This is a genomic window from Bacillus sp. GbtcB14 (genome assembly GCF_019091205.1).
GTDB lineage: Bacteria > Bacillota > Bacilli > Bacillales > Bacillaceae_G > Bacillus_A > Bacillus_A cereus_AG.
On sequence record NZ_JAGXJT010000001.1, the window covers coordinates 330,917 to 348,153 of the forward strand.

Sequence of the window (17,237 nt, forward strand, 5' to 3'; positions counted from 1 at the left end):
GGAAGATGAGGGGTTTTTTCAGAGGGATAGGATCCCTTCTAATAGGTGTATTACTACTAGTTGGATGTCAATCCAAGGAGAGTCATATAGAACAAAAATCTACTACTACAAAAGCTGAGGAAAAGGTACAAATAACGAAAGAAGAAGAGAAATCGATTCAAGATGTTATGGAGAAGTTTGTACGGACGACAAATGAAAAAAATCTTGCTGAACATATGGAGTTATTTTCAAAGAAGATGCCTAGTGCTGAAGATTTAAAAACGCAAAAAGAAGCAGCTTTTCAAAAAGGAAATAAGAAAATTGAATTGGAACATATAGACATGAAAGCTAGTAAAGCAGGGTATGTTGTTGTTGAGACGAAGGAAAAAGAAATAGAGGGAGAGATCACTCTTCAGAAGAAAGTACAGTATGCACTTGGAAAAGAAGAGGATGGATGGAAAATTGAAGAGGTTCGCACGATAGGGAAGAAATAAAGTGAAACTTTAATCAGGGAGTCTTCCTACCTGTAAATAGCGAAATAAAAAGGTTCTCATTGGCGAGAACCTTTTTTTATAGTGGTAACATAATTTGATTTGAGCATGCTTCGATATCATCAATATCTTGGCGAATTGTTGCCATTTTATTATCAAGATCTTCAGCTTTCATTGCTGCATCATGTAGTTCATCTTTTAAATACTCAGGTATTTTCCCCTCATATTTATAATAAAGTTTATGTTCTAAACTTGCCCAAAAGTCCATAGCAAGTGTACGTAACTGAATTTCTGCAAATACATCTTTTGTACCAGAATTCAGTGATAAAGGATATTTAATAATCATGTGTAAACTTTTATAGCCGTTTCCCTTTGGGTTAGCAATATAATCTTTTACCTCTATGATTTCCATATCTTCACGCTTTTGAATGACTTCTTTTAAATGATAAATATCTTCTACGAAGCAACATGTAATACGAATGCCGATGATATCTTGTAAATGTGTTTGCGCATTTTCAACTGTAGGTAATAAATTTTTACGTTCAAGCTTTTTAATAATACTTTCAGGTTGTTTTAATCTTGTTTTTATATGTTCAAACGGGTTGTAATCCTCTAAAAATTGAGCTTCCCGGTTCATAATTTCAAATTTAGTTTTTAACTCTTCTAAAGCAAATGTATATGGTAGTACAAAAGCTTTCCAGTAGTTAACTGTTGATTGATTATATTCCATTTATATACACACCTTTTCCTATTTACAAGTGAGGTTGTTATTATACTAAATACCAAAGCATATAAGCGCAAGCAGCAAATGATGAGATCATAAAACGATATTTAGTTTTCATACTTTCAACTCCTTTCGATTAAGATTCTATATAAATAAACGTGATTGTTAATAAGTTCACTATGTACAATTCCTATAGTAATAGATTCATGTGAATTTCGTATGAACTAATTGTTTCAGCTTTTTGTCTTTTTTTTTGAAGCATCATTATTATCCATAATTTAAAGTGTTTTCATTTGAATTATTCATTTGTATGAATTAATGTATATTTGAATTTACGGTTATTAAGGAGGCTGTACAGTGAACTTTGAAGAATTAGCAATTGCTAGACGTTCCGCAATGAAATTTGTACAAGGAGTAGAAATCCCAGATGAGGATTTTAAAAAAATATTTGAGCTAACAAAGCTTTCTCCATCTTGTTACAATTTGCAACATACGCATTATGTTGTAATTCGTGATCAAGAGCGAAAAGAAAGATTAAAAGAGTTAGCTTTTAGGCAATATAAAGTATCGAGTGCATCTGCGGTAATACTTGTTTGTGGTGATAAGAGAGCATACCAAAATGTCGAAAATATTTATTTCGGTATGAAGGTTTTAAAGATGATTGATGAATGTGAGTATGAAGATACAATTAAGCAAACGAAAGGGCTATATGAAGGAAAAGGAGAACGCTTCATGGAAGAGGAAGCGATTAGAAATGCTTCGTTAAGTGCGATGACTTTTATGTACGCAGCTAAATATTACGGCTATGATACGTGTCCAATGATCGGTTTCGATGAAAAAGCAGTGCAGAGTGAACTAAATATGCCGGAGCATATAGTACCTGTTTTAATGATTACGATAGGAAAAAGTGATACTACTAAAACTCGTCCACGAGGATACCGAAAGCCGATTAGTGAGTTTGTTACATACGAAACATTTTAATACAAGGCATAGATTACTTAAATAAAAGGGGTCTATTTAGATCCCTTTTGTTTTGCAATTGACAAATAGAATAAGATTATATAATATATAAATCGTAATCATTACGTTTTAGTTGCAATCTTTGAAAGAAAGGAGAATTACATATGCGTGTAAATATTACACTAGCTTGTACGGAGTGCGGTGATCGTAATTACATTTCTAAAAAAAATAAACGAAACAATCCAGAGCGCATCGAACTAAAAAAATATTGTCCACGATTAAAGCGAGTAACGTTACATCGTGAAACGAAGTAGAAGACTAGAGATATCTCTAGTCTTTTTTGTTTATAGTACTTTGGTTTTGTTTGTTATAATTACCTTAAATTGTAATGAAGGAGAGGTATGATGAATCAAAAAGATAAAGAAAGAAAAGAGAAAGTGGCACATATTATTGAAATTTCGGATGATTATAGACTCGTTGTAGATGATCAAGAAGGCGTGGATGACCCATATCATCTATTATGGTGGGAGCATAAAGAGGATGAGGAGAGAACGATACAAATTACGTTGAATAGACATACTGGTAATTTAATTGAATTTAGTATAGATGATGAAAATTCTTTTTCGAGCGGTAAGAAAGCGATAGAGGAGAATAAAGCAAGAGAGATTGCAAATGCATTCTTAAAAAAATATACAAAAGAAGGATATGAATTTTATACATATGTAACGGTTAAGGACGACAGGCGTGGTCGGAAAGAAGTAAATTATATGCAAGAAGTGAATGGCTATCCATTGCCGAATACAGGGTGTATTGTGCGAGTTCACTCTTCAGGGAATGTTGTGAATTTTCATTATAATGGACAAAAAGCTATCGAGAAAAAACCGTTATGGCCAAGCGAAATTGTTGAGGAGAACGTCGTTTTAGAAAACTTGAAAGCTAGACAAGATATGAGACTTGTATTTGTAGATTTAACATACTCTTCATGTAAATATGAAAATGGTGAGGAAATAAAAGGGCATCATCTTGTATATGAGCCAGCGCCTAGTTATGCGTTTATTAAAGCAAGTACAGGTAAAGATTTATATGGGCCAGACCATTATAAATTACCTTCTACAGTACTGGTTGATAAACCCCTAAAGAGTAGTCTGAAAAAGGATGTGCTTGATTTATTTGATTGGGACAAGGAGAAATTTGTAAAATTAGATGAAAAAGTAGATGAGGATGAAGTCCGGATAAAATTTGTATTAAAAGAAGAATTACAAAACGAAATAGAAGAGAAGGATCCATATTCAATGGATGAGTTCTATAAAAAACATGTTCCAATGCTAAAGCATGATGAATTTGTTGTAATTACTCTAGATAAAGAAACAAATCAATTGCTTTCTTTTTTTATGTGGCAGGATGAGAAAAAAAGAAGAACAATCTTATCAAGAGAGCAATGTTTAAGCAAAGCACTTCAATTTTTAGAGCATACTATACCAGATGCGACAAAGTATATTCAGCTGTGGGATGATTATGAAGAGGAAGAGGGGATAGAGAGGTTTTCCTTTTCAATGTATGTAAATGACATTCATGTAGAGCGGAAATATATTATGATCAACATCAATGCAGAAAATGGTGCAGTGATGCACTACTCTGGAGAGTCTAACAAATTTATAAAAGAATTACTTACATACGAAACAACACCAAAAGTAAAAAAGGAAAACGCGTTAGCGATATACAGAGGGGCTATGCGAGTTAATTTAGAATGGTTTTTAGAAAATGACTTAGAGGAAACGAATTACGAACTACTGTATAAACAAACGACGAATGAAAATCATAAAGAATCCTTCGATTTTAGTCGAGAAATTCGTTATATTGATGCGCATACTGGGGAGAAAATTTGGAGTGAATATTAGTAAAAGCCAATCGATACGTATCGATTGGCTTTTACTATGTTCTTACAATCATTTATTAATTGCCGTTAAGTGGTTGAAGAATACCATCTTGAGCTTTTGACCAATTATATAGGTTTCCATCAGATCCTACTGCAAAATTTAGAGCACGTGAGTTCTCAGAAGATTCGCGTCCGTATAAGACGTCGTATAGTTTAATACCATTTATTGTGCCAATTAGTTTGTCTTCGCCGGAGCCATAACGAATTTCATCTGAGCGAGCTCCCATTCTTTTTTCTAGGACTTTTATAGCATCTTCACTTGTGAATGTAATAGTATCAGTTTGTTTATTTGGTTGCTTAGCTGGTTGTTGATCTTTCTGCGTGTTTTTAGATGATGCTTCAGTTTTTTCGTTAGTTGTAGCTGTTGTATTGTTCTCAGTTTTTGTGTTGTTATTGTTTTTAGTTGTTGCGTTGTTTGTAGCTTTTGTGTTGTTTTCAGTTTTTGCGTTGTTTGTAGCTTTTGTGTTGTTTTCAGTTTTTGTGTTGTTTTCAGTTTTTGCGCTGTTTTCAGTTTTTGCGCTGTTTTCAGTTTTTGCGTTGTTTGTAGCTTTTGTGTTGTTTTCAGTTTTTGTGTTGTTTTCAGTTTTTGCGTTGTTCTCAGTTTTTGTGTTGTTTTTAGTTGTTGTGCTGTTCTCAGTTTTCGCGTTGTTCTCAGTTTTTGCATTGTCTTCAGTTTTTTGGCTATCTTCCGTTTTTGTACTGTCTTTTGATGCGGCAGTATCCTGTTTAGTAGCCTCGGTTTTTGTAGGAGACGTTTGTTGTCCACAAGCTGAAAGTAAGAAAAATGATAATGTGAGTACTGCAAGGTTTCTGATTTGTGACGTAGCGTATCGCATGAAAACACCTCTTTCAAAATTTTGGAACTTAACATATTGTAATACATTGGAAAAAATATGCAAGGTACGAAAGACTTATTTCGTTCGACAAAAAGCTAAGGATTCCATATTTATATCGTACAGACACAAACAACCTCACGCCCACATACACTTAGTAAAGACCACTATTTTGGCGGAGGTGAAAGGTTTGAGTCTATTCGCCGCAATTGGATATATGGTTCGAGAAGTGTTTGTCTTTGTTTCTTATGTGAAAAATAATGCGTTTCCGCAGCCGTTATCATCAGACGATGAGAGAAAGTACTTAGAGTTAATGGAGCAAGGTGATGCTCAAGCGAGAAATCTGTTAATTGAACATAATTTACGGCTTGTAGCTCATATCGTTAAAAAATTTGAAAATACAGGGGAAGATGCAGAAGATTTAATTTCAATTGGTACAATTGGGCTCATTAAAGCAATCGAGAGCTATTCGGCAGGAAAAGGCACAAAACTTGCGACGTATGCAGCGCGCTGTATTGAAAATGAAATTTTGATGCATTTACGTGTACTGAAAAAAACGAAAAAGGACGTTTCACTTCATGATCCGATCGGGCAAGATAAAGAGGGGAATGAAATATCGCTTATTGATATATTAAAATCAGAGTCTGAAGATGTAATTGATATGATCCAGCTTAGTATGGAGTTGGAAAAGATTAAAGAGTATATCGATATTTTAGACGAACGAGAGAAAGAAGTAATCGTGAAGCGTTTTGGACTGGGGCTTGATAAGGAGAAAACGCAACGAGAGATTGCAAAGGCACTTGGTATTTCCAGAAGCTACGTATCAAGAATTGAAAAGCGCGCGTTAATGAAAATGTTCCATGAATTTGTAAGAGCTGAGAAAGAGAAAAAAGCGAAAGAATAATGTACATTGCAAGCAGCCATGTTTTAAAATGGGCTGCTTTTCTTTTTGTAAATAAGGAAAGAAAAAGAGGTGTGTTCAGAAGAAATCCATGTTCACTGTTGAAAATGACGGATTCTATCTGTAATATTAGAGGGTGCTAAACAATTTAAGAATAATACCATACTTAGTTTTCCGCATGTATAATGAAACAGTTCTATATGATATGTGGGAATAAGAACCAATTTTACATATGATATAGAAGGAAAAGAAGGGGAAGCTAAAGTTATAGACTGATTAGGAGGTTTCGCAATTTGCGACGTACATTATATCGACTTATGATCGAACTTACAAATGGTCGTTTTACTTCTTATATATTACGTAAATTTGCACAATCTCGTTTGAGCTCTATCATTATTCCATCGTATGCGAAAGTTTTTCAAATTAACCAAGATGAGATGGAAAAGGGTTTGAAGGAATATAGAACATTGCATGAATTATTTACGCGTAAGCTAAAAGAAGGAAAGCGTAGTGTTGATACAGATGCATCGAGTATCGTTAGTCCTGTTGATGGTGTTTTTGCTGATTACGGTCCTATTGAGGACACAAAAACATTTGATATTAAAGGTAAGCGTTATTCAATCGTGGATATGCTAGGTAATGAAGAACGTGCAAAGCGATATGCAGGTGGTACATACATGGTTATTTATTTAAGCCCAAGTCATTATCATCGTATTCATAGTCCGCTTTCTGGTTCTGTGACTGAAAGGTTTGTACTTGGTAGAAAATCATATCCGGTAAATGCAGCTGGTATGGAATACGGGAAAGAGCCATTGTCAAAAAATTATCGCTCTGTTACAGAAGTAAATAGTGACGGTGAACATATGGCACTTGTAAAAGTAGGAGCTATGTTTGTTAACAGTATTGAGCTGCTACATGAAAGAAGTACTGTTCAAAAAGGTGAAGAAATGGCATACTTTACATTTGGCTCAACAGTTGTGTTATTGTTTGAAAAAGATATGATAGAAGTAGTGCAGAATTTGAAGAGTGGACAAGAACTTCGTCTTGGTGAAAAAATTGCTACTCGATTGGCTCATAAGTAAAGAAAAGATTTTATAACTGTAAGCAAGAGTTATGGACAAAGATGCTTAATGATGAAATTCCCTAGATGGGAGTACTTGTTTATTCGAGAGCCATCACAGGATGGCTCTTTTTACAAGTTAACTCATTAAAATTTCACTTTATATGTAATTAAGACGATTTGACAAGCTTGTCCTCTAATGAGCGTCTAATCATTTCTTGTTTTATAAGTAAAATGAAGTCGGGATTTAATTTTAGTTCTTTTGCTTTATAATAAGACTCAGTGAGTAACTCAGTAGATAACTGTTCCATGTGTTTTGTTTTCAAGGTGAGTCACCTCCTAATAATATAAGGATTGATTCGTTGTTGCATTTAATGTACCAAAAAAATATGACAGTCACAAACGGGTGGTTATCCACATATCTAGGTGGATAAAATGTGAATAGATTGTTAGTAAATTCCAAATTGACTGAAAAATTAATGTGGAAAATGTGTACAATTTTATCCACAGGTTATATATCGAAATATGTTGTCGAAAAATTTTTATGAAAACTCCTCAAAGAGGTGAAAGAAATTGAAGTTATTTTTACCAAATGAATATGTGAAAAATGTATATCATGTTCAACCAGAAGATTTGAAAAAACGTGGAATTAAAGGTGTTATTACTGATTTAGATAACACGTTAATTGAATGGGATCGTCCAAATGCAACGCCGCAACTTGAAGAATGGTTTTTGAAAATGAAAGAGCAAGGCATTCAAGTAACGGTCGTTTCAAATAATAATGAGCAACGTGTGAAAGACTTTGCTGATCCATTAGGTATTCCATTTATTCATAGTGCGCGTAAACCATTTGTTCGCGCATTTAAGCGTGCGATACAAGAGATGCACCTGCAACCAGATGAAGTTGTAGTAATTGGGGATCAGTTACTAACGGATGTGTTAGGTGGAAACCGAGTGGGACTTCATACGATTTTGGTTGTACCGGTAGCACAAACGGATGGATTAGTAACGCGCTTTAATCGGAAAATTGAACGAAGAATTATGAGAAATATGAAGAAAAAAGGTTTAATTAACTGGGAGGAATAAAGTTTGACTGAAACAATTAAATGTATTGGTTGCGGTGTAGAAATTCAAACAGAAGATAAAAACGAAGTGGGATATGCTCCTACCTCATCTTTAGAGAAAGAACAAGTAATTTGTCAACGCTGTTTTCGCTTGAAACATTACAACGAAATTCAAGATGTATCATTAACAGATGATGACTTCCTACGTATTCTAAATGGAATTGGAAAATCGGATGCGTTAGTAGTTAAAATTGTAGATATTTTTGATTTTAATGGTAGCTGGTTACCTGGCTTACATCGTTTCGTGGGGAATAATAAAGTATTACTTGTTGGAAATAAAGCTGATTTAATTCCTAAGTCAGTAAAACATGATAAAGTAAAGCATTGGATGCGCTACAGTGCAAAGCAACTAGGATTAAAACCAGAAGATGTCTTTTTAATTAGTGCAGCGAAAGGACAAGGGATTGCTGAGCTGGCAGATGCTATTGAGTATTACCGCGGCGGAAAAGATGTTTACGTTGTGGGATGTACGAATGTAGGAAAATCAACATTTATTAATCGTATGATTAAAGAATTTAGTGATGAGACTGAAAATGTAATTACAACATCTCATTTCCCAGGAACAACACTTGATTTAATTGATATTCCGTTAGACGAAGAATCTTCTTTATATGATACGCCAGGTATTATTAACCACCATCAAATGGCTCATTATGTTGGAAAAGAAAGCTTAAAGCTTATTACACCAACAAAAGAAATTAAGCCAATGGTGTTCCAATTAAATGAAGAACAAACATTATTCTTCAGTGGATTGGCACGTTTTGATTATGTAAGTGGTGGTCGTCGTGCATTTACTTGTCACTTCTCGAATCGTTTAACAATCCATCGTACAAAGCTTGAGAAAGCGGATGAATTGTATAAAAATCATGCTGGGGATTTACTAAGCCCGCCAACACCAGAAGAATTAGCAAATATGCCAGATCTAGTGAAATACGAATTTAATATTCGTGAACCAAAAACGGATGTTGTATTCTCTGGATTAGGATGGGTTACTGTGAACGAACCGGGAGCAAAAATTGTTGCACACGTACCAAAAGGAGTAAGTGTTTCATTGCGTAAATCTTTAATTTAATATGGAGAGGGATTTATGAAACAATTATATGGTGTAATCGGAAATCCAATTGGACATTCATTATCACCTGTTATGCATAACGATGCATTTGAACACTTGAATATGGATGCCCATTATCATGCATTTCTTGTTAAAGAGGAAGTGCTAGGGGAAGCAGTAAGAGGTTTAAAAGCATTAGGTATTTCAGGATTTAATGTAACAACGCCGCACAAAGTTGCTATTATGGATTATTTGGATGAGATTGACCCGCTAGCAAAACAAATTGGTGCAGTAAATACAGTGGTTCATAAGGATGGAAAATTGATTGGCTACAATACAGATGGAATTGGTTTTGTCCGAGCGCTGCAGTCAATTAGTAGTGAACCACTTCAGGAGAAACGTATTTTATTGCTTGGCGCAGGTGGTGCTAGTCGAGCTATTTATTTTTCTCTTGCTGATGTAGGTGTGAAAGAGATTGATGTAGCTAATCGTACAGTAGATAAGGCGAAAGAACTTATTGCTGCATGTATGGCTACTGTTAATTCTGTTGCTTTATCGCTAGAAAAAGCAACAGAAGAACAAGGGAATTATGATATTATCATTCAGACGACAACAATAGGTATGCATCCACGCATCGAATATACGCCATTACAAATTTCTTCGTTAAAAGAAGGGACGATTGTATCAGATATAATTTATAATCCATTTGAAACGAAAATTTTATGTGAGGCAAAAGAGCAAGGTGCAATGATTCAAAATGGTATTGATATGTTTGTTTATCAAGGGGCGCTTGCATTTGAAATGTGGACAGGGCGTGTACCGAATATCGATAGAATGAAACAATTAGTTATAAGAAAGCTTGGAGGCTAACATATATGTTAACAGGAAAACAAAAAAGATTTTTACGTGCACAAGCACATCATTTAACACCAATTTTTCAAGTAGGAAAAGGCGGAGTAAATGAAAATATGATTAAACAAATCGCAGATACTTTAGAAGTTCGTGAACTATTTAAAGTAAGTGTGCTACAAAACTGTGAGTTCGATCGTCGTGAAGTTGCAGAAGAACTTGCAACAGGCGCACGTGCTGAAATCGTTCAAGTAATTGGAAGTACAATCGTTTTATACAAAGAATCTAGAGAAAATAAACAAATTAAACTTCCACGATAAACAGACTAGCATATGCTATTTTTATCGCTAGTGCGTAATGATGTAGAGAGCGAAACCAATTGAACTTTTATTAACAGTGAACTCTCTTCGGATAGGAATGAAGAGAGTTACTGTAGGTAAAAGGAAGGGGCGTTTCTTTTGAGAAAAATTGGCATCATTGGCGGTACATTTGATCCGCCACATTATGGGCATTTGCTAATTGCGAATGAAGTATATCACGCTTTGAATTTAGAAGAAGTATGGTTCTTACCGAACCAAATTCCACCGCATAAACAAGGGCGGAATATTACAAGTGTAGAAAATCGCTTACAAATGTTAGAGCTTGCGACTGAGGCGGAGGAACATTTTTCTATTTGTTTAGAAGAGCTAAGCAGGAAGGGCCCGTCTTATACGTATGACACTATGTTACAATTGACGAAGAAGTATCCGGATGTGCAGTTTCACTTTATTATTGGTGGAGATATGGTTGAGTATTTACCGAAGTGGTATAACATTGAAGCGTTACTTGATCTTGTGACGTTTGTTGGGGTTGCAAGACCTGGTTATACATTGCGTACACCTTATCCTATCACCACTGTGGAAATTCCGGAGTTTGCAGTTTCTTCATCTTTATTGCGTGAGAGATATAAAGAGAAGAGAACGTGTAAATATTTACTTCCTGAAAAAGTACAGGTGTATATCGAGAGGAATGGGTTGTATGAATCGTGAGAAAGCACTTCATATTGTCAAACAACAAATGCATGAAAAACGTTATATACACACAATAGGTGTAATGGAGACAGCAATTGAACTTGCTAAGTTATACGGTGTGGATGAAAAAAAGGCTGAAGTTGCAGCTATATTCCATGATTATGCGAAGTGTAGAGCGATTTCTGAGATGGAAGAGATTATTAAAAGTGAAGGTTTTCCGAAAGATTTACTTTGTTATAACAAAGAGTTATGGCATGCACCTGTTGGGGCATACTTAGTAGAAAAAGAAGTAGGCATTACGGATCCTGAAATCCTGCAAGCTATTACATATCATACAAGTGGTCATGAGAAAATGACGATGTTAGATAAAGTAATTTATGTAGCTGATTACATTGAGCCTGGGCGAAAGTTTCCAGGGGTGGAGGAAGCTCGCAAACTAGCATATACGGATATAAATCAAGCTTTATTATTTGCATTAAAGCGAACAATTCAATTTTTAATGGAAAAAAATCAAACGATTTATCCATTGACATTCCAAACATACAACGCAGTTATCAAGGAGGAAATTAGTAAATGAAAGATAAAGATTTATTAGTATTAGCAGCAAAAGCGGCTGATGATAAAAGAGCAGAAGATATGGTTGTCCTAAATATGCAAGGTATTTCACCAATTGCAGATTATTTCATTATTTGTCACGGTAACTCAGATAAGCAAGTGCAAGCAATTGCGCGTGAAATTAAATCAAAAGCACATGAGTTTGAAATCGACGTACAACGTATGGAAGGTTTTGACGAAGCACGCTGGGTACTAGTTGACCTTGGAGATGTAGTTGCTCATGTATTCCATAAAGATGAGCGTAATCACTATAATTTAGAGCGTCTTTGGGGCGATGTGCCACGTGAGGATATTACAGACGAGCTAGACCAATGAAATACGAACAATTTGCATTGTTGTACGACGAACTAATGAATGATGTTCCTTATGATAAATGGGTGGAATTCACAGAGGAAAGTTTACAGCAAGCGGATATGAAAGAGGCGAAGATTCTTGATGTAGCATGCGGTACTGGTAATGTAACACTGCCGCTTGTACAAAAGGGTTACGATTTAATCGGTGTCGATCTTTCAGAAGAAATGTTAACGGTCGCTCAGCAAAAACTAGGCGGAGAAGGATACTTTATTCCTTTTTACCAACAAGACATGCGAGAGCTTGATGTTCCAGGTGAGTTTGACTGTGTAACGATCTTTTGTGATTCATTAAATTATGTATTGCAAGAAGATGGAGTGCAAGAAACATTTCGAAGAGTGTTTCACCATTTACGTCAAGATGGTTTGTTTTTATTTGATGTACATTCTTTATATAAAATACATCATGTATTTCAAAATGAAACATACACAGTAAATGGAGAAGAAATATCTCTTATTTGGAATTGCTTCCCTGGTGAAGAATCAAATAGTGTAGAACATGATTTAACATTCTTTGTTCAAGACCCAGAAGAAGATGTGTACCATCGTTTTGACGAATGTCACGTGCAACGTGCATATCAGGTTGAAGAGTTAACGAAATGGCTTGAAGAAGCTGGTTTTACAGTGCTTCGCGTGACTGGTGATTTTGAACGACTTGAAGTTACAGAACAAACAGAGCGTATTTTCTTCATGGCGAAGAAAAACGGATAAAACAAAAGCAACCGAGAAGGTTGCTTTTGTTTTGTAAAGAAGTTGTAATTTTAGTTCTAGAATAATAAGAAGATGATATACGTGAAGTGTGAAAATGCTAGTTTAAGTAAAAATATAATGTAAAAAAGTAAGCATTTATAAAAAGGATTTGGAATGACGATGACGTATTTATTATGTGTGTTTATTGAATTGCTGATCAACGCATTTTAAATCTTCATCAAATTTCTCGTGTGTCCGCTCAATTAATTTATGAAACATATCCCCAACATGTTCTTCTAAAACACGAATGCCTTCTCCTGTAACGCCGCCTTTAACACATACTTTTTCTTGTAAAGTAGGCAATGTGAAAATCCCTTTTTCAAGTAGTTTCCCCATTCCAACGACCATTTCACTTACTAAAGTAGTGGCTTCTTCATGTGTAATATTTGTTTTATCTACAGCAGCGTTAATGAAACATTGTAATAAATAACTAAAGAATGCAGGACCGCAGCTTGCTATATCAGATGAAACGCGCGTTATATCTTCTTCTATTACAAGGGGAGTGGAAATGTTTTTGAATAGGCGAAATAGTTTTTGTTGCCATTCTTCAGAGCATTTACTTCCAAATGTAAATAGTGATGCGCCAGACAGGGCGCGGTTTGTAATGCTCGGAATGATACGTGCAACGTGGCAAGGTACAAGTGTCTCTAATTGTGATGGAGATATTGGACTTGTGATAGAAACTAAGCACTTTTCATCAGAAAAATGTTCAACGTATTTTTGTAGGATCGGGTATATATCTATCGGTTTTACGCAAATAAAAATAAGATGTGATCGTTCGATTACCTCATCGATAGTTTTGGCTATATGAACAGAAGGGTATTTTTCCTTTATATGATATGCTTTGGCGGGCGTTCGATTAATGATTGTAAGGCACGAAGGTTTGACAGCACGGGTTTCTAAAAATGCGTCGATTAGTATATTCCCCATGTTCCCTGTCCCTATAATTCCTATGTTCAATGTTTCATCCCTCCTTCGTAACAGCTTTCTCCTAAACAATATGAATGATGTTATAAATTTATGATTAGAGGTGTAAAATGATGTGGAATTTTCCAAAGAAATGGTTAGGAGTAGTAGCTATTATTGGAACTGTACTTTTTCTTCTTTTTTGGAAAACGAACCAGCATACAGATCAATCAGTCATTAAAACGGATGTTCAAGCGAAAGAGATAGAGAAAAAAAGTAAACCGGAAATATCGGATACAAAGCAGCAGAAAAAAATAATTATAATTGATATGAAAGGAGCTGTTGTTAAAGAGGGAGTGTATGAAATGAAAGAAGGGGACCGTGTCAAGGATGCTATTGAAAAGGCAGGTGGTTTTTTGCCCGAGGCAGATAGGAAAAAGGTAAATTTAGCGCAAATGGTACAAGACCAAATGGTCCTTTATGTGCCGGATAAAAACGAACAAGTGCAAGAAGGAGCTGCTGTTTCAAAGGGAGAAGGGAAAGTTCAAATAAATGCAGCTTCTAAAGAACAACTTGAACAAATTACAGGTATTGGTTCTAGGAAAGCAGAAAGTATTTTGAAATATCGTGAAGAACATGGTCCGTTTCAGAAAATAGAAGATTTGTTAGAAATCGACGGGATTGGTGTGAAGTCATTGGAAAAAATAAAAGATCAAATTATTATTCCGTAAAAGATTGACGAAGTTTTTCTTCATTCGCTACACTACAAGTAGACAAAAAAGTAGGTGAAAAATATGGAACGAATTTCATGGGATCAATATTTTATGACGCAAAGCCATTTGCTATCTTTACGTAGTACATGTACAAGGCTTGCAGTAGGAGCGACTATCGTTCGTGATAAACGAATTATTGCTGGTGGATATAATGGTTCAATTAAAGGTGGCGTACATTGTATAGATGATGGATGCTACGTTATTGATAATCATTGTGTTCGTACGATTCATGCAGAAATGAATGCTTTATTACAATGTGCAAAATTTGGTGTGAAAACGGAGGAAGCGGAAATTTATGTTACGCATTTCCCTTGTTTACAATGCTGTAAGGCGATTATTCAAAGTGGTATTACAGCAGTTTATTATGCGCAGGATTATAAAAATCATCCATATGCCGTAGAGTTATTTGAAAAGGCGAATGTAACGGTGAAACATGTTCCGCTAGAATATGATATTGCAGCATTAGAGGATCAAAAGCGTTATATGGAGTTAAAAGAACTATTTGCATCTTTAGAAAAAGAGAACTTATCAATGGAAGAATTACAGCATGTATTCACGAAAGCAAAAATGATGCTATAAGGAGTGAGTATGAGTTGAAAGGACAATGGGGCTATGTTGCAATCTCATTTATAATAGGGATTGCAATTGCCTTTTCCTCTTCGGTTTTGTTGCTGACTTGTTGTCTCGTTCTATATGTTTTCTTTTGTTTGTATCGTACTTCGCGTAAAACCTTCCTTTATTGTATAATAGCGTGTTTTAGCGGCGTTATGTACACTACGTATGTCCAAGAGCAAAACAAGCCTCTGGGAGAGTCCTACGAAGCTACAAGAGGAGTGATACAAAATACACCTCTTATTAACGGGGATCGCCTATCATTTCAAGTTGAAGATCAGAATAAAAATATAGTGCAGTTAAGTTACAAAATTAAATCAGCCTCGGAAAAGAAACAACTGCGACAATTACATGCAGGAGTATCATGTGTATTCGAAGGTGGGAGGAAAGAACCACCAATAGCTCGGAATTTTCATGGTTTTAATTATCGTGATTATTTGTATAAGCAAAATGTTCATTTCGTATTGGAGGCTACATATATTTCTGGATGCCATAAAACATCGTTGTCACTCGTGCAATGGATTCTTCTTTTGAGACAGCAAGCAATCACGGGAGTTACAGAAATGTTTCCAGAGCAATCAGGTGCTTTTATGAATGCATTAGTATTTGGTGATAGACAACAAATGACATTTGAAATTGAAGAGCAATATCAGCAATTTGGCCTTGTACATTTGTTGGCGATTTCAGGATCGCATATCGTATTGTTAATGGTGATTGTGTATTTTGTTTTGCTAAGAAGTGGTGTGACGAGGGAGGTAGCGACAGTATGTCTTATCTTTTGCATTCCTCTATATATGATTTTAGCAGGAGCATCACCGTCTGTTATAAGAGCTTCTATAACAGGAGTTTTGATGTTGATTGCTTTCATATGTTCTATTCGTTTATCTAGCTTAGATGCTTTAAGTATCACAGCTATATGTATGCTTATATTTGATCCGTATCTTGTTTTTAATATTGGCTTTCAGTTTTCTTTCGTTGGTAGTTTCGCCTTGCTTTTGTCAGCACCGTTTTTACTAGAGAGTAGTAATGGAGTAATCCGAAATTCCATTTATATTTCTCTTATTTCACAGCTTGTTAGTACTCCGATTTTGTTATATCACTTCGGTTATTTTTCTCCATATAGCATTTTTCTTAATATCCTATACGTTCCGTTTTTATCTCTCATTGTATTGCCCTGTAGTATTATTATTTTGGTATGTATACCTATCGGCTCGTTTTTTGCAAAAGGACTTGCGGATGTACTATCAATAGGTTTGAATCTTTCTAATGATTTTCTAAGTTATTGTGAAAGTTTACCATTTATCCGCCTTGTTTTTGGGCAAACGCCTATACTTCTTGTAGCTCTATATTGCGCGAGTATTGTTAGTATATTGATGGTATGGGAGAGGCGGGCGTCGAAGAAAATTATGTTCATAGCTTCGGGTATATTTCTTTTTGTTTGTACATGTCATTATGTATATCCGTATTTTCGAGAAAGTGGGAGTGTTACATTTCTTGATGTTGGACAGGGAGACGCAATATTAATTCGCCTCCCGTACGATAAAGAGATTTATCTCATTGATACTGGTGGCACAATGCGTGTAAATAAGGAAGAATGGCAGCGGAAAAAGCATGAATTTTCTGTTGGAAATGATATTTTAATCCCTTATTTACAAAAGGAAGGTATTAAAACCATCGATAAATTAATCGTAACGCATGGAGATGCGGATCATATAGGTGCGGCGCAAGAGTTAATAGCAAATATAACCGTAAAAGAAGTTGTATTTGGCCGAAAGGAACAAGATGCGGTATTAGAAAAAGTATTAAAGAAACAGGCATTAAAAAAGAAAGTGAAAATAAGTGAAGTGGGGGAAGGAGAAAATTGGCGTGTAAATGAAGCGGAATTTTTTGTGTTAGCTCCAACAGGAAAAGCAAGAAGTGAAAATAATGCTTCAATTGTAATATGGGCAAAATTAGGAGGGTTAACGTGGCTGTTTACAGGTGATTTAGAAGAAGAAGGAGAGAAGTTTTTAATAGCTACGTATCCAGATTTACGGGCGGATGTTTTAAAGGTTGCCCATCATGGGAGTAATACGTCATCTATAGCGCCTTTTTTGAGCGTTGTACAGCCTGATGTAGCGATTATTTCTGTCGGTGAGCGTAATAGGTATGGGCATCCTCATAAGGAAGTTATAGAGCGTTTTGAGAAGGTGGGGATTGAAGTATGGCGTACGGATAAGCAAGGTGCTATTTCCTATGTTTTTAAAGCGGAACACGGAACCTTTCGTAGTAAAATCACATATGATGAAACACATAATAGATAAAAAAGAAGAC

Annotated in this window: 21 protein-coding genes; 17 read left to right on the plus strand and 4 right to left on the minus strand. The window is 35.3% G+C overall.

What is annotated here, in order from left to right:
- The first annotated feature begins 5 nt into the window (after positions 1-5).
- Positions 6-473: a hypothetical protein gene (locus tag KVT31_RS01735; protein WP_088097806.1), complete on the plus strand. Its 468-nt coding sequence runs from the start codon at positions 6-8 to the stop codon at positions 471-473.
- A 76-nt stretch (positions 474-549) separates the two neighbouring features.
- Here KVT31_RS01735 and KVT31_RS01740 read toward each other — a convergent pair whose 3' ends face one another.
- Positions 550-1,200, minus strand: a complete 651-nt coding sequence (locus KVT31_RS01740) for a GTP pyrophosphokinase (protein ID WP_000456213.1) — start codon at positions 1,198-1,200, stop codon at positions 550-552.
- Between the two features lie 351 nt (positions 1,201-1,551).
- Between KVT31_RS01740 and KVT31_RS01745 the strand changes: the two genes are divergently transcribed.
- The 3 genes from KVT31_RS01745 to KVT31_RS01755 all read left to right on the plus strand — a co-directional run bounded on the left by KVT31_RS01745 (position 1,552) and on the right by KVT31_RS01755 (position 4,052).
- Positions 1,552-2,175, plus strand: coding sequence for a nitroreductase family protein (locus KVT31_RS01745; RefSeq protein WP_088097805.1), 624 nt, complete (start codon positions 1,552-1,554; stop codon positions 2,173-2,175).
- Between the two features lie 143 nt (positions 2,176-2,318).
- Positions 2,319-2,468 (plus strand): 50S ribosomal protein L33, encoded by a 150-nt coding sequence (gene rpmG, locus KVT31_RS01750; protein WP_001265617.1) that lies wholly within the window; start codon positions 2,319-2,321, stop codon positions 2,466-2,468.
- An 87-nt stretch (positions 2,469-2,555) separates the two neighbouring features.
- Positions 2,556-4,052: a YcdB/YcdC domain-containing protein gene (locus KVT31_RS01755; RefSeq protein ID WP_088097804.1), complete on the plus strand. Its 1,497-nt coding sequence runs from the start codon at positions 2,556-2,558 to the stop codon at positions 4,050-4,052.
- A 55-nt stretch (positions 4,053-4,107) separates the two neighbouring features.
- On the opposite strand, the gene KVT31_RS01760 is transcribed toward KVT31_RS01755, so the two are convergent.
- Positions 4,108-4,926: a hypothetical protein gene (locus tag KVT31_RS01760; RefSeq protein ID WP_088097803.1), complete on the minus strand. Its 819-nt coding sequence runs from the start codon at positions 4,924-4,926 to the stop codon at positions 4,108-4,110.
- A 187-nt stretch (positions 4,927-5,113) separates the two neighbouring features.
- Here KVT31_RS01760 and sigK point away from each other — a divergent pair, with 187 nt between their 5' ends.
- Together sigK and KVT31_RS01770 are read left to right on the plus strand one after the other, a co-directional pair.
- Entirely contained in the window at positions 5,114-5,827 is a 714-nt protein-coding gene (gene sigK, locus KVT31_RS01765; RefSeq protein ID WP_000051382.1) for an RNA polymerase sporulation sigma factor SigK, read from the plus strand.
- Between the two features lie 290 nt (positions 5,828-6,117).
- Positions 6,118-6,906 carry a phosphatidylserine decarboxylase gene (locus KVT31_RS01770; RefSeq protein WP_088097802.1) on the plus strand — a complete coding sequence of 263 codons (789 nt, stop codon included), beginning with the start codon at positions 6,118-6,120 and terminating at the stop codon, positions 6,904-6,906.
- 148 nt (positions 6,907-7,054) lie between these two features.
- Here KVT31_RS01770 and sda read toward each other — a convergent pair whose 3' ends face one another.
- The gene (gene sda, locus KVT31_RS01775) at positions 7,055-7,210 is read right to left on the minus strand and encodes a sporulation histidine kinase inhibitor Sda (RefSeq protein ID WP_000850097.1); all 156 of its coding nucleotides are present in this window, start codon (positions 7,208-7,210) and stop codon (positions 7,055-7,057) included.
- A 247-nt stretch (positions 7,211-7,457) separates the two neighbouring features.
- Between sda and KVT31_RS01780 the strand changes: the two genes are divergently transcribed.
- The 8 genes from KVT31_RS01780 (at position 7,458) to KVT31_RS01815 (ending at position 12,594) form a co-directional block, all read left to right on the plus strand.
- Complete coding sequence (locus KVT31_RS01780; protein WP_000765308.1) at positions 7,458-7,970, plus strand: YqeG family HAD IIIA-type phosphatase; 513 nt, start codon at positions 7,458-7,460, stop codon at positions 7,968-7,970.
- A 3-nt stretch (positions 7,971-7,973) separates the two neighbouring features.
- Positions 7,974-9,080 carry a ribosome biogenesis GTPase YqeH gene (gene yqeH, locus KVT31_RS01785; RefSeq protein ID WP_088097801.1) on the plus strand — a complete coding sequence of 369 codons (1,107 nt, stop codon included), beginning with the start codon at positions 7,974-7,976 and terminating at the stop codon, positions 9,078-9,080.
- A gap of 15 nt (positions 9,081-9,095) precedes the next feature.
- The gene (gene aroE / locus KVT31_RS01790; RefSeq protein WP_088097800.1) at positions 9,096-9,929 is read left to right on the plus strand and encodes a shikimate dehydrogenase; all 834 of its coding nucleotides are present in this window, start codon (positions 9,096-9,098) and stop codon (positions 9,927-9,929) included.
- Between the two features lie 5 nt (positions 9,930-9,934).
- On the plus strand, positions 9,935-10,228 hold the full coding sequence (gene yhbY / locus KVT31_RS01795) for a ribosome assembly RNA-binding protein YhbY (protein WP_088097799.1): 294 nt from the start codon (positions 9,935-9,937) through the stop codon (positions 10,226-10,228).
- 138 nt (positions 10,229-10,366) lie between these two features.
- On the plus strand, positions 10,367-10,936 hold the full coding sequence (gene nadD, locus KVT31_RS01800; RefSeq protein WP_001226041.1) for a nicotinate-nucleotide adenylyltransferase: 570 nt from the start codon (positions 10,367-10,369) through the stop codon (positions 10,934-10,936).
- The gene (yqeK, locus tag KVT31_RS01805; protein ID WP_088097798.1) at positions 10,926-11,495 is read left to right on the plus strand and encodes a bis(5'-nucleosyl)-tetraphosphatase (symmetrical) YqeK; all 570 of its coding nucleotides are present in this window, start codon (positions 10,926-10,928) and stop codon (positions 11,493-11,495) included. Before nadD ends, yqeK begins: the two co-directional genes overlap by 11 nt.
- Positions 11,492-11,848, plus strand: coding sequence for a ribosome silencing factor (gene rsfS, locus KVT31_RS01810; RefSeq protein ID WP_000653202.1), 357 nt, complete (start codon positions 11,492-11,494; stop codon positions 11,846-11,848). Before yqeK ends, rsfS begins: the two co-directional genes overlap by 4 nt.
- Positions 11,845-12,594: a class I SAM-dependent methyltransferase gene (locus KVT31_RS01815; protein ID WP_000873069.1), complete on the plus strand. Its 750-nt coding sequence runs from the start codon at positions 11,845-11,847 to the stop codon at positions 12,592-12,594. Before rsfS ends, KVT31_RS01815 begins: the two co-directional genes overlap by 4 nt.
- 171 nt (positions 12,595-12,765) lie before the next feature.
- On the opposite strand, the gene comER is transcribed toward KVT31_RS01815, so the two are convergent.
- Positions 12,766-13,593 (minus strand): late competence protein ComER, encoded by an 828-nt coding sequence (comER, locus tag KVT31_RS01820; protein ID WP_088097797.1) that lies wholly within the window; start codon positions 13,591-13,593, stop codon positions 12,766-12,768.
- 77 nt (positions 13,594-13,670) lie between these two features.
- On the opposite strand from comER, the gene KVT31_RS01825 reads away from it, so the two are divergent.
- The 3 genes from KVT31_RS01825 to KVT31_RS01835 all read left to right on the plus strand — a co-directional run bounded on the left by KVT31_RS01825 (position 13,671) and on the right by KVT31_RS01835 (position 17,227).
- Complete coding sequence (locus KVT31_RS01825; protein WP_088097796.1) at positions 13,671-14,270, plus strand: helix-hairpin-helix domain-containing protein; 600 nt, start codon at positions 13,671-13,673, stop codon at positions 14,268-14,270.
- A 63-nt stretch (positions 14,271-14,333) separates the two neighbouring features.
- Positions 14,334-14,891 carry a ComE operon protein 2 gene (locus KVT31_RS01830; protein ID WP_088097795.1) on the plus strand — a complete coding sequence of 186 codons (558 nt, stop codon included), beginning with the start codon at positions 14,334-14,336 and terminating at the stop codon, positions 14,889-14,891.
- A gap of 14 nt (positions 14,892-14,905) precedes the next feature.
- Entirely contained in the window at positions 14,906-17,227 is a 2,322-nt protein-coding gene (locus KVT31_RS01835; protein WP_088097794.1) for a DNA internalization-related competence protein ComEC/Rec2, read from the plus strand.
- Positions 17,228-17,237 lie beyond the last annotated feature (10 nt).